Raw genomic sequence first — 12,360 nt, 5'->3', positions numbered from 1 at the left:
GGGGGCTGGCCCCCCGCTGCGCTGGCTTAATACCAGTCGCCCATTTTGACTTCGATCCCTTCGCCGACCATGGCGGCAAAGGCGGCGGGGTCTTGCGTGCCATCATCGCGCCCGCGGTAGTGATAGGGGTAGACGAACGCGGGTTTGAACGTCGACACTGCCGCTGCAGCCGAGGTCGCGTCCATGGTAAACGGCAGGTTCATACAAACAAACGCCAGATCGATATCCTCTAGCGCCAGCATCTCCGGCGTCGCTTCTGTATCGCCGGAAATATAGACACGGAAGTCGGCGAGGTTCACGATGTAGCCGTTGTCGCGGCCTTGCGGGTGGAACTGCTTGCGCTCTTCGGTGGTGTTATAGGCAGGGATCGCCTCGATTGATACTTCGTTGAACATCGCGTTCTCGCCGTTGGCCAGCGCGTTCGCCTTGGCTTTAAGCGCGGCGGGCAGCATGTCGAATACGGCAGGGTTGGTAATGATCTGCGTGTTGTCACCAACGATACCGGCCAGCGTTTCGGCATTGTAGTGATCCCCGTGCTCGTGGGTGATCAGGATCAGATCGGGCGTGGCAAAATCACTGTAGTTCGCAACATCGCCCACGGGATCGCAATAGATCACACCGGCTGGTGTCTCCATCACGAAGGACGCGTGGTCGACGGGGTGAACTTTGACTTCGCCACCACTGACGGGGAACATGTTGCCGCCGTGGGCTGCGGCTTGTGCGGCATAGGGCAGTAGCGTCACAACACCGGCTGTAGCAGCTGTGGTCGCGAGGAATTGGCGTCTGGACTGTTTCATAGGAACTCTCCTGTTGCAGATGCCTAGATGCTAGCGCCAGCGGAGCCCGTTTCAATGTCACAACTGCGTCAAAGGCGACTAACGGTCGTCCTCGCTTTGCACGGGGCTTGCTTCTGCCTCTTCTTCCATCGATGCCTGTGCTGCGGCGGTCACCGCGTTGCGTTCCTCATCGCTAAGGTCCTGCACCTTTCCATCTGCCAGACGCACGGTGACTTCGCGGTGGGCAAAACGGATGCCTTCGCGTTCGAACAGGGCGCGGATTTCCTCGTAGACCTTCTTGCGCACCAGCCATTGATCCCCCGGTTTGGTCATAAACTTGACCCGGATAATCATCGCAGAGTCCTGCATTTCGATGACGCCCTGCGATTTGAGCGGCTGGATAAAGTTATCTCCGATTACCGGATCATCCAGCAGTTCGATGCCGAGCTTTTTGATCAGCTTGCGAACCCGTTCGACATCCGTGTCATAGGTCACACGCAAGGGCAGCTTCATGATCACCCAGTCACGGCTATAATTCGTCATTACCTGTAGCTCGCCAAAGGGGATAGTATGTAATGCACCCAGATGGTGGCGCAGCTGGAACGACCGAACCGAAATTTTTTCGACCGTGCCCTTCACCCCGCCCACGTCGAGGTATTCGCCCTTGCGAAAAGCGTCATCGAACAGAAAGAATGCACCGGCAAAGATATCGCGCACCAGCGCCTGACTGCCAAAGCCGACAGCAACACCGACGATCCCCGCGCCTGCAAACAACGGGCCGACGTTGATCCCGAATTCCATCAACACGATCAGAGCAATGGTCACGATCAGGACGATCAGGACAAAGTTGCGAAACAGCGGCAGCAGCGTGGCCAACCGGCTGGCTGAGGACGCCCCGCTGCCTTCGTCTCCCAGCTCTGCCTCGGGCTGGTCGGCGGTTTCGGCCTCGATCTTGCTGTCGATCCAGATGCGGAAGGCGTGATAGACGACGTAGCCGATAAACAAAATTACCATCACGTCGAGCAGCTTGTCCGCGTGGCTTTCGACCATTACGGTGGCTTCGGTGTCCCAAATATAGAAAAACGCGTAAGCCCCGCTGACAAAAGCGAGGATACCGGCCACCCGCCGGGCCAAACTCTCGAAGCTGGTCAGGCTCTGACGCGGTGTCAATGCGGCCTGTTCAGCGGCAGCATCTAGCGCATTCGTGCCATCCGCGCCCGTGATATCTGCGGCTATCGCATCGCCATCGTCCGGCAAAATACCGGCCTGTTTCTCGCGGCGCAGCGCATTCAGGCGCCGCATCATCCGCGCGCGTGCAAAGCCGCGTTCAATGGCATAGTTGATCACGCCGTAGACTACGATGATCGACACCAAGATACCGTAAGCCCCCGCGATAAGCGGCACAGAGCTAGGGTTTTCAAGCACCAGATCATAGGTCAGTTCGACCCAGGCGAAAAGCGCATAGGCCACCACCAGCGGGGCCCAGGCCCGCGACATGAAGCGCCCAACCGCGCTACATTCCGAGGCGGGTTTGCCCTGCCGAAGCGCGTTTGAAATGGCCCGCCGGTTGACCCAGATCATCAGGATATTCGCGACCACAATTGCCGCTGACATCAGCGACGCAATGAACGCGTAGACGTCGTAGTTCAGTCCCAGCTCTCCGATCCATATCCCGAACAGGATCGCGCAAGTGTCTAGGCTGGCCATTATCCACAGCCAGCGATGCAGGCGTTTGGCATCGCGGTCGCTGAACACCGGAATGCGGTATTGCATCAGGAACGGCGACAGGATCATCCGCCACAGCCCTGCCGCCACGCGACAGACAAAATAGCCGATGTTGATCAACGTCGCAGTGAACTGGATCGCGGTATCTTCAAGTGGGCCGAACAACAACGCCCCGAGGACATAGGCGACCAGCATCGACACCAGCACGCCGATGATACCCATGAAAAAGCGAAACACCAGGAACGGCATCTTTTCGGCATAGCCGACGGGGGCCTCCTGAACCTTGGCGGTAACAAACCTGCGCGCGATCCGTTTGCCAAAAACCTCTACCTCGACCACGACCCCGACAGCAAAAAGCGCGAGCGCAATCAGCAGCGTCTTCCCAAAGGCCCACAGCGTGCCATCGGGGCTAGCGGCGCGCAGGATATAGACGACTTCGTTGATCGCGTCGGGCAATTGCACGATGCGCTTGATCAAAGCGGTGCGGAACTGGTTGCCCCGTTCCTGCAGGTGCATCAGCGGCGAGGCGTCAGTTGCCAGCGCGTCCTCTGGCTGGGCACCCTCGCCGGTTCGGGCGGGCGCAGGCTGGTTCAGCAGCCCGCCTGCGCTGTCGACGACCACCACGCTCACGCCGCTTTCGGCAGCCTGTTTGATGACCTCTTGCAGCCGTGCGGCGTCGGTATCTGTGTCGCTGGCGGCTTTTTCTTGCGCTTTTGGCAAAAGGGATAGAACCCCTTGCGCCATTGATGCGTTAGCTAGGGGTATGAACCAAAGCGACACGAGCAGGGTGAAGATAAAATGCCGCATAAGTCCTCGCTCGTGATGTGGGAGAGCAGGATTAGAACGCTATGCGACCCCCGTTACCATTGCAATATGAACCCCGCGGCCCCACCTAGTTCCCCTGACAATGAACCGCGAAGGAAGACGACCATGACAGGCGCCGCAGCTTCTGGTGGGCTTGCCCCGTTCAAATGCCGGCTTTCGCAGCCCACTCAGGGTCGACGATGGCGGAAGGTGCTGAAATGCATGACATGTTCGCCAGAGATGCCTAAGGTATTTTCACTGGCCTGTTCGGCCGGCAGACCATGGTGATGTGAGTGTATTCGGTTTCTGGGTGCATCGGGCGGGACGGGTTCACCTGCCTTCGACAATAAACGCTTTCTCGCCGCCCGACTGATAGGCGCGGCCAAGAATATTTGACCAAGTTAGGATCGGCCCATGCGCCAGACGGTCTCGAAGAATACCCGCAACGGCAAACCAGCGCGGCGGGTCCTTTTTTACAGTCACGACACTTTTGGGTTGGGGCACCTGCGCCGCTCGCGGGCACTGGCCGCTGCGTTGATGGATGGGGACGAAGACGCCTCCGCCATCATCCTGACCGGATCGCCTGTAGCAGGGCGGTTTACATTTCCCAAAGGGGTCGACCACATCCGTCTGCCCGGCGTGACCAAGTTGGTTGACGGCAGCTATGTGGCGCAGTCGCTGCATCTTGATATCGACCAGGTTACCTCTTTGCGGGCCAACCTGATACGTACGGCCCTTGAAGAATATACCCCCGACCTGCTGATCGTCGACAAAGAGCCCACAGGCTTTCGCGGAGAGCTGCTGCCCGGCCTTGACTGGCTGCGCGAAAACGGCACGACCAAAGTCGTGCTTGGCCTGCGCGACGTTCTGGACGAACCGGATGTACTGGCCGCCGAATGGGAACGTAAAGGTGCCGTCGAAGCGGCAGAGAAATACTATGACGAAATCTGGGTCTATGGCATGGACGACGTCTATGATCCGACTAAGGGTTTGCCCCTGTCACAGGCGGCGCATGACCGGATGCACTGGACAGGATATCTACGCCGCGAAGCCCCCGAAGAAACACCCCCGGCCGAAGAGCCCTATGTATTGATTACCCCCGGTGGGGGTGGTGACGGGGCCGCGATGGTGTCGCTTGTGCTGGACGCCTACGAGCAAGACCCCGACCTGACCCCCAATGCCAAGCTGATCTATGGGCCTTTCCTTTCGGGCGACGTGCGCGAAGCCTTTGATGCGCGGGTGGCCAAGCTGGGTGGACGCGTAACCGCGCTTGGTTTTGATAGCCGGATTGAGCAATTGTATGTCGGTGCCGAGGGCGTGGTTTGCATGGGCGGTTATAACACCTTTTGCGAAGTGCTTTCCTTTGACAAACGCGCCGTGATCGTGCCCCGCACCGTGCCGCGCCTGGAACAATGGATCCGTGCCAGCCGTGCCGAAGAATTGGGGTTGGTCCGCATGCTTGATGAAACCCGCGACGGCATGACGCCACAAGCGATGATCGCCGCGATCCGCAACCTGCCCCATCAGAACAAACCATCGCAGGCGGGTGCGAACGGTCTGTTGGACGGGCTGGACGTGGTTGTCGAACGGGGCCGCGCCTTGATGGATGGTGCCGCATGACCGATATCCCTGCCCCCCTCGCCATTGTCGTCAAAGGCTGGCCGCGCCTGTCAGAGACGTTCATCGCGCAAGAGCTCGTCGCGCTAGAAGAAGCGGGATTGCGGTTTGACATATGGTCTTTGCGCCACCCGACCGATGTCAAGACCCACCCCTTGCACGACCGGCTGAAGGCGCGTGTGCGTTACTTGCCCGAATACCTGCGCGACGATCCCGAACGCGTGGCCGCAGCGCAGGACGCCGCGCAGTCCATGCCTGGCTACGCTGCCGCGTGGGATGTCTTTCAGCAGGATCTGGCACGCGACGATACCCCTAACCGCCGTCGCCGCTTTGGGCAGGCCTGCGTCATGGCACATGAGCTACCCGCCGACACCCGCGGCATCTATGCCCATTTCTTGCATACGCCCTCGTCTGTTGCGCGATACGCGGCGATCCTGCGCGGACTGCCGTGGAGCTTTTCTGCCCACGCCAAGGACATCTGGACCTCGCCCGAGTGGGAACTGCGCGAAAAGCTTGACCCCGCCAATCACGGAGCCGCCTTCGGGGCCACCTGCACAGATTTCAACGCGCAACATCTGCGCAGTCTCTCTGGCGATCCCGACCGGATTGATCTGGTCTATCACGGGCTTGATCTTGCACGTTTTCCCAAACCCCCAATACGGGTCCAGCGCGCCAAAAGCGATCCGTTCCAGATGATGTCCGTCGGGCGCATGGTCGAGAAAAAAGGCTTTGATAATCTGATCGACGCGCTGGCGCTGCTGCCAGAAAGCTTTGACTGGCACTGGACCCACATCGGCGGCGGTGACCTGTCAGATACGATGAAAGCGCGGTCAGAGGCGCATGGAATCAACGACCGCATTATGTGGCGCGGAGCCTGCGACCAGCCAGAGGTGATCGACGCCATGCGGGTCGCCGACCTGTTCGTGCTGCCGTCGCGTATTGCCAAAGACGGCGACCGTGACGGCCTGCCCAACGTATTGATGGAAGCCGCAAGCCAGAAGCTCCCCATGCTCAGCACGCCCGTATCCGCCATACCTGAATTTATCACCAGCGGCACCACCGGTATACTCAGCGATGACGCCCCCGCCGCGCTGGCTGATGCAATGCGGCGTTTCGCCGATGACCCTGCGCTTGGCCCGCGACTGGCCGAGGCGGCCCACGACCGGCTGCACGCCGAATTCACCATGGCCCCGGGCATCCGTCAGTTGCACAAACGGCTGAACGCGATGCTGGCACAGGTCGGCTGATGCAGCTCGCGTTCTACGCTCCGTTAAAGTCGCCGGATCATCCTGTGCCGTCGGGGGATCGTGCGATGGCACGGGGGTTGATCGCGGCGTTGAACGGTGGCGGCGCTACAGTTGCGATGGCCAGCACCCTGCGCAGCCGCGACGGCGCAGGCGACAGCGCAGTTCAACGCGACCTCATTGACGCCGCACAGACCGAAATCATAAACGCAATCGCCCGTGGTCGTGCCGAGGGCTGGCAGGCGTGGATCACCTATCATAATTACTACAAGGCACCTGACCTCATTGGCCCCGCTGTCACACGGGCCTTGGGCATACCCTATTTACTTGTCGAATCCAGTCGCGCGCGCAAACGTCTGGCCGGTCCTTGGGCCGGTTTTGCCCAAGCCGCAGAGGCCGCTAGTGACGCGGCGGATGTGATCTTCTATCTGACCCACCGGGATGCCGAAACGCTGCGCCGCGACCAGACGCCGGACCAACGCCTCGTCCATCTGCGCCCGTTTTTGGCACAAGAAGCCTTGCCACCGCCCTCGACGCTGAACGGCCCCATGCTGGCCGTCGGCATGCTGCGCGGAGGCGACAAGCGCGCCTCTTACCAAATCATTGCCGACACGCTGGCGCTGCTTCCCCCCGATACTTGGCGTTTGGACATCGCAGGCGACGGCCCCGCCCGCGCAGAGGTCGCGATGTTGATGGCCCCCTTTGGCAACGCGGTCCGGTTTCTGGGCCAGCTTGATGCGGCGGCGATGGCACAGGCCTATCAACAGGCCACGCTCTTGTTCTGGCCCGGTGTGAACGAAGCCTTCGGGCTGGCCTATCTTGAGGCGCAAGCTGCGGGTCTGCCCGTCGTGGCCCAAGACCGCCCCGGCGTGCGCGATGTACTGGCCCCTGCCGCCTATCCCGCGCCTCAGGACGGGGAAGCGCCGCTGGCATCCCAGATCACCGCGCTGCTGACAGATGACGCGATGCGCCAGCAGCGCAGCACTGCCGCACGCGCCTTTGTCGCCGGCCAGCATTTATTACCCTCGGCGACGGCGACCTTGCTGGCGGGGCTGGCCGACTGCGGGGTGCACCCGTGATCCACCTAGCTCTGTTGCGCCACGGCCATACGGCGTGGAACCGCGCCGGCCGTATTCAGGGGCGCACAGATATCCCCCTGGACGACGAGGCGCGTGCGCAACTGGCCGCGCAACAGCTACCCGCGCCTTGGGACCGCGCCGATCTGGCATCAAGCCCCTTGGCCCGCGCGGTAGAAACCGCCCGACTTGTCGCAGGGCGCACGCCCAAGACGTCCTTTGCCCTGATGGAGATGAACTGGGGCCAATGGGAAGGGTTGCACGGCACCGACCTGAAGGCAGACCCGGCCAGTGGATTTCGCGACATTGAGGATTGGGGCTGGCACTATACCCCGCCGGACGGCGAAAGCCCCGATAGCCTGCGTACACGGCTGATCCCTTGGGCGAACAACCTGAACCGCGATACCGTCGCCGTCTGCCATATCGGTGTCATGCGCGTACTGCTGGCCCATGCGATCGGCTGGGATTTTGACGGCCCCGCCCCCTTTCAGGTCAAGCGCAACCGCTTATATCTTCTAAAGATTTCACCGAACGGCTGGTCCGCCCTGCCCGACCCGACCCGACTGGAGCCACGTTTATGAAGGTTAGCATCATCGTCACCCACCTGTTGGGCACCGGCCATCTGGCTCGCGCCCTGACCCTAGGCCGTGCCTATGGGGCGGCGGGGCATGATGTGCAGGTCGTCTCGGGCGGGATGCCTGCCCCGCAGTTGAACAGGGACGGCGTTGACGTGGTGCAATTGCCGCCCCTGCGGTCCGACGGGGTGGATTTCGCGCGGTTGCTGGATGATCGCGGGGACGTCGCCTCGGACGCGGTCATGACGGCACGACGCGAGATGCTGGTGACACATATCAAGTCTTCGCAGCCGGATCTTCTGATAACAGAGCTGTTCCCCTTTGGCCGCCGCACGCTCAAGGCAGAATTCGTCGCCCTGCTTGACGCTGCACAGGCGCTGCGCGTGCGGCCCCTGATCTGTGCCTCGGTTCGGGATATCCTCGCCCCGCCGTCGAAACCCGCCAAGGCGCGGCTGGCAGATGACCTGATCGCGCAATACTATGACGCGGTGCTGGTGCACGCAGACGGCGACGTCACACCGCTGTCGCTCAGCTGGCCGGTGTCACCCGCGTTGCAGGACAAACTGCACTATACCGGCTTCGTTGCACCGCCCGCCGCCAGCCCCCACCCCGACCAGCTGGGTGCAGGTGAGATCATCGTCAGCGCCGGTGGTGGCGACGTGGGGGCGCATGTCTTTAACACCTGCCTTGCGGCTGCGGCGCGCGATCCGGATAGGGTATGGCGCTTGCTGCTGGGTGGTCAGGACGCTGCGCGGCGCAGCGCCGAACTGATGCAGAATGCCCCCCCGAATGTCATGATCGAACCCGCCCGCCCCGAGTTCCGGCAGATGCTGCATCACGCCGCCGCTTCGGTGTCGCTGTGCGGGTACAACACCGCACTGGACGTGCTGCAAAGCGGGGTGCGCGCCGTGTTTGTGCCCTTTGATGCAGGCAATGAAGTTGAACAAGGGCTTCGGGCCGATGCTCTCGCCGTGCTACCGGGAATCGAGGTGCTGCGCAGTGCCGCCTTGACGCCTGATGCGTTGCTGTCCACCTTGCACACGGTACTGGCCGATGCGCCTCGCCCTGCACAGACCGACGGGTTTGACGGGGCAGCGATGACCGTCACTTTGACGGAAACCCTCAGAAAGACAGCGCCATGACAGTAGATTGGTCCCGTCTAGACACCGAGCTTGCTGTGTGGCGCGCGCAGGGGCTGACCCTGCCACTTTGGTGGCGTGACGATGATGCCATTGCGCCGACGCCCGCGTTGGACCGTCTGGCGACAATGGCCGGTGACCTCTCACTCCCCGTGCATATCGCCGTGATCCCGAAGCATGCAGACCCCGCGCTGGCACAGCTTTGCCAAGAGCGCCCGCTGGTCCGACCGCTGGTTCACGGCTGGCAGCATATCAGCCACGCGCCCGAAGGGGCGAAAAAGGCAGAGTTCGGCCACCCCCGCCCTGATGCGGCGCTCGAGCTGACCCAAGGGTTGGACCGGATGCAAAGCCTGTTTCGCGACGACCTGCTGCCGGTCTTTGTGCCGCCGTGGAATAGGTTGGACGACGGGTTGCTGCCGGTTCTGGCGCAGGCGGGCTATGTCGGGGTATCGACCTATCTGCCACGCAAAGACCGGATCGCCGCCAGCGGGCTGGTGCAGATCAATACCCATATCGACCCGATTTACTGGCGCGGCACACGCAGCCTTGTCCCGCCGGACACGCTGATCGCAGATATCACCAAGCTGCTTCAGGACCGCCGCAACGGCCTGGCCGACCCACAGGAACCGCTGGGGTTTCTGACCCACCACTTGGTGCATGACGAAGATATCTGGGGGTTCACCCACGCCTTTCTGGCGCGGCTGCTGGACGGTGGGGCGGTGCCAGCGGATATGCGTAGCCTGCCCTAATCGTTCGAAAAAAGGGGGCGCTTAATGCGCCCCCTTTTGAATGACTTGCCTTAGTTGTCCATCTTGAGCGCGGAAATGAACGCTTCCTGAGGAATATCGACCTTGCCGAACTGGCGCATCTTTTTCTTACCCGCCTTCTGCTTGTCCAGCAGTTTGCGTTTGCGCGAGGCGTCGCCGCCGTAGCATTTCGCGGTCACATCCTTGCGCATCGCGCTTAGGGTTTCGCGCGCGATCACCTTGCCGCCGATGGCCGCCTGAATAGGGATCTTGAACATGTGGCGCGGAATCAAATCCTTGAGCTTTTCAACCATCGCACGGCCCCGCATTTCGGCGCGGTCGCGGTGCACCATGGTGCTGAGCGCATCAACCGGTTCGTCGTTCACCAGAATAGACATCTTGACCAACGCATCCTCGCGGTAGCCAATCATCTGATAGTCGAACGAGGCATAGCCCTTGGTGACCGATTTCAGCCGGTCATAAAAGTCAAAGACGACTTCGTTCAACGGCAGGTCATAGACCACCATGGCGCGGCTGCCCGCATAGGTCAGGTCCATCTGCATCCCGCGGCGGTCCTGACAGAGCTTTAACACGTCGCCAAGGTAGTCGTCAGGCACAAGGATCGTCGCCTTGATCCGCGGCTCTTCGATGTGATCGACAAAAGTCAGGTCGGGCATGTCAGCGGGGTTGTGCAACTGCTCGACCGTGCCGTCTTTCATGTGGATGTCATAGATAACCGATGGCGCGGTTGTGATCAGATCGATGTCATACTCGCGCTCGATCCGGTCGCGGATCACCTCGAGGTGCAGCAAGCCGAGGAAACCACAGCGGAAGCCGAAACCAAGAGCGGCAGATGTTTCCATCTCGAAGCTGAAGGACGCGTCGTTCAGCGCCAGCTTTTCGATGCTGTCGCGCAGGTCTTCGAATTCGGCGGCGTCCACGGGGAACAGACCACAGAACACCACGGGCTGCGCCGGTTTAAAGCCCGGCAGCGGGCTCTCGGTGCCTTTTTTCTCGTGCGTGATCGTATCGCCGACCCGCGTGTCGCGCACCTGTTTGATCGACGCGGTCAGAAAACCGATTTCACCCGGATTGAGGCTGTCGATCTCGGTCATGGCGGGGCGGAAAACGCCGATGCGGTCAACGTGGTGCACCGACCCGTTCTGCATCATGCGGATGCGGTCGCCCTTTTTCAGCTGACCATCCATAATGCGCACCAGAACAATCACGCCCAGATAACTGTCGTACCATGAATCGACCAGCATCGCTTTCAGCGGCGCGTCTTGCGTGCCGGTAGGCGCGGGCAGCTTGTGCACGATGGCTTCAAGCGTTTCGACAATGCCCTGACCTGTCTTGGCCGAAACACGTATCGCTTCGGAGGCATCGATGCCGATCACGTCTTCGATCTGCTCGGCAACACGGTCGCAGTCCGACGCGGGCAGGTCGATCTTGTTCAGGACCGGCACGATGTCATGATCCGCGTCAATCGCGTGATACACGTTGGCAAGCGTCTGCGCCTCTACGCCTTGGGTACTATCGACAACCAGCAGCGACCCTTCGACCGCGCGCATGGACCGCGAAACCTCGTAGGCGAAATCGACGTGACCGGGGGTGTCGATCAGATTGAGGATATATTCCTCGCCATTTTTGGCCGTGTAATTGATCCGCACCGTCTGGGCCTTGATCGTGATCCCGCGCTCGCGCTCGATATCCATCGAATCGAGCATCTGCGCCTTCATATCGCGCAGGGAAACGGTGTTCGTCTCTTGGATCAGGCGATCGGCGAGCGTGGATTTACCATGATCGATGTGGGCGACGATGGAGAAATTGCGGATATGTGAAAGTGGTATCATGGATCAACGATATGGTGCGGATTCATGCGCTGGTCAATGGGCTGGATCGCCTGTTCCCGTTGATCCTTGGGGCGTCATGGACGCATGGGCGGATTTACCTGCATTCTGATCGCGACTGTCAAAGGGGAGATGCGATTTTTTCGCGGGCATCTGGCATGCAAAATCCGCATACCGTCGTTCGAGCCAATGTAGCAAGGAGGCGCGCGGTACCCTCGCCCTACGCAAGGATGCAACACAGCCATTTAGTATGGCCGCCTTACAGTTCCACCCATCGGAGCCTCCTGTTAGAGGAACCTTCTCAAATGATCTGCACCCTCGCAGATAGGGCGAATAAGGAATTTTGAGATGAAGATGAAACACTCGCTTGGCACAGTGACCGTTGCAGCTCTTGGCTTGGCATCGCTTCCCGCGTTGGCTCAGGCCCAAGAAGGTCCCGTCTGGGACGTTTACGGCCAGCTGAACTTTGGAGAGTGTCCGATCTTCTGTGTAATTGCGATCTGGTCCATGCTTCCTGAGAGGAGCAAGGACGATGACCATATCCAAGGAACTGCTGGACGAACTACTGAAGGGCTGCGAGCGGCCTGAAGATCTGCTTGGCGATGCCGGTCTAATGAAAGAGCTCAAGATCAAGCTGATGGAGCGAATGCTCGGTGCTGAGTTGACGTCACATTTGGGCTATGAAGACGGCAAGGATGCCCCGCCTGATCAGACCAACCGTCGCAACGGGTCATCCGCCAAGAGATTGAAGGGGCAAGACGGCGAACTGCCTATCGCTGTGCCACGGGACCGGCCCTCTCGGCAGATT

10 protein-coding genes are annotated in these 12,360 nt (G+C 60.7%); 7 read left to right on the top strand and 3 right to left on the bottom strand.

Annotation, left to right across the window (positions count from 1 at the left end):
• Positions 1–26: 26 nt before the first annotated feature.
• Positions 27–797 (bottom strand): MBL fold metallo-hydrolase, encoded by a 771-nt coding sequence (locus BLQ98_RS11355; protein WP_093733436.1) that lies wholly within the window; start codon positions 795–797, stop codon positions 27–29.
• 78 nt (positions 798–875) lie between these two features.
• The gene (locus BLQ98_RS11350) at positions 876–3,308 is read right to left on the bottom strand and encodes a mechanosensitive ion channel family protein (protein WP_093733435.1); all 2,433 of its coding nucleotides are present in this window, start codon (positions 3,306–3,308) and stop codon (positions 876–878) included.
• Between the two features lie 411 nt (positions 3,309–3,719).
• Between BLQ98_RS11350 and BLQ98_RS11345 the strand changes: the two genes are divergently transcribed.
• The 6 genes from BLQ98_RS11345 to BLQ98_RS11320 are packed head-to-tail and all read left to right on the top strand — an operon-like array spanning position 3,720 to position 9,705.
• Positions 3,720–4,925, top strand: a complete 1,206-nt coding sequence (locus BLQ98_RS11345) for a glycosyltransferase family protein (protein WP_093733434.1) — start codon at positions 3,720–3,722, stop codon at positions 4,923–4,925.
• Positions 4,922–6,169: a glycosyltransferase family 4 protein gene (locus BLQ98_RS11340; RefSeq protein WP_093733433.1), complete on the top strand. Its 1,248-nt coding sequence runs from the start codon at positions 4,922–4,924 to the stop codon at positions 6,167–6,169. Before BLQ98_RS11345 ends, BLQ98_RS11340 begins: the two co-directional genes overlap by 4 nt.
• A complete protein-coding gene (locus tag BLQ98_RS11335) occupies positions 6,169–7,245 on the top strand; it encodes a glycosyltransferase family 4 protein (RefSeq protein ID WP_335754870.1) in 1,077 nt (358 codons plus the stop codon). Before BLQ98_RS11340 ends, BLQ98_RS11335 begins: the two co-directional genes overlap by 1 nt.
• Positions 7,242–7,823 (top strand): histidine phosphatase family protein, encoded by a 582-nt coding sequence (locus tag BLQ98_RS11330; protein WP_093733432.1) that lies wholly within the window; start codon positions 7,242–7,244, stop codon positions 7,821–7,823. The genes BLQ98_RS11335 and BLQ98_RS11330 overlap by 4 nt, the downstream gene beginning before the upstream one ends.
• Entirely contained in the window at positions 7,820–8,959 is a 1,140-nt protein-coding gene (locus BLQ98_RS11325; protein ID WP_093733431.1) for a glycosyltransferase family protein, read from the top strand. Before BLQ98_RS11330 ends, BLQ98_RS11325 begins: the two co-directional genes overlap by 4 nt.
• Complete coding sequence (locus tag BLQ98_RS11320) at positions 8,956–9,705, top strand: polysaccharide deacetylase family protein (protein WP_093733430.1); 750 nt, start codon at positions 8,956–8,958, stop codon at positions 9,703–9,705. Before BLQ98_RS11325 ends, BLQ98_RS11320 begins: the two co-directional genes overlap by 4 nt.
• Before the next feature lie 50 nt (positions 9,706–9,755).
• Here BLQ98_RS11320 and lepA read toward each other — a convergent pair whose 3' ends face one another.
• The gene (gene lepA, locus BLQ98_RS11315; protein ID WP_093733429.1) at positions 9,756–11,555 is read right to left on the bottom strand and encodes a translation elongation factor 4; all 1,800 of its coding nucleotides are present in this window, start codon (positions 11,553–11,555) and stop codon (positions 9,756–9,758) included.
• Positions 11,556–12,084: 529 nt separating this feature from the next.
• On the opposite strand from lepA, the gene BLQ98_RS11305 reads away from it, so the two are divergent.
• A partial coding sequence (locus tag BLQ98_RS11305) for a transposase (protein ID WP_208596055.1) occupies positions 12,085–12,360 on the top strand: 276 nt, incomplete at its 3' end.

The organism is Sulfitobacter litoralis (assembly GCF_900103185.1).
GTDB lineage: Bacteria > Pseudomonadota > Alphaproteobacteria > Rhodobacterales > Rhodobacteraceae > Sulfitobacter > Sulfitobacter litoralis.
This window is presented reverse-complemented; position numbering and strand designations above follow the sequence as displayed.

Bases quoted from the DNA above. Each gene is read 5' to 3' on its own strand.
- BLQ98_RS11355 (WP_093733436.1), bottom strand. From the start codon at position 797: ATGAAACAGTCCAGACGCCAATTCCTCGCGACCACAGCTGCTACAGCC.
- BLQ98_RS11350 (WP_093733435.1), bottom strand. From the start codon at position 3,308: ATGCGGCATTTTATCTTCACCCTGCTCGTGTCGCTTTGGTTCATACCC.
- BLQ98_RS11345 (WP_093733434.1), top strand. From the start codon at position 3,720: ATGCGCCAGACGGTCTCGAAGAATACCCGCAACGGCAAACCAGCGCGG.
- BLQ98_RS11340 (WP_093733433.1), top strand. From the start codon at position 4,922: ATGACCGATATCCCTGCCCCCCTCGCCATTGTCGTCAAAGGCTGGCCG.
- BLQ98_RS11335 (WP_335754870.1), top strand. From the start codon at position 6,169: ATGCAGCTCGCGTTCTACGCTCCGTTAAAGTCGCCGGATCATCCTGTG.
- BLQ98_RS11325 (WP_093733431.1), top strand. From the start codon at position 7,820: ATGAAGGTTAGCATCATCGTCACCCACCTGTTGGGCACCGGCCATCTG.
- BLQ98_RS11320 (WP_093733430.1), top strand. From the start codon at position 8,956: ATGACAGTAGATTGGTCCCGTCTAGACACCGAGCTTGCTGTGTGGCGC.
- lepA (WP_093733429.1), bottom strand. From the start codon at position 11,555: ATGATACCACTTTCACATATCCGCAATTTCTCCATCGTCGCCCACATC.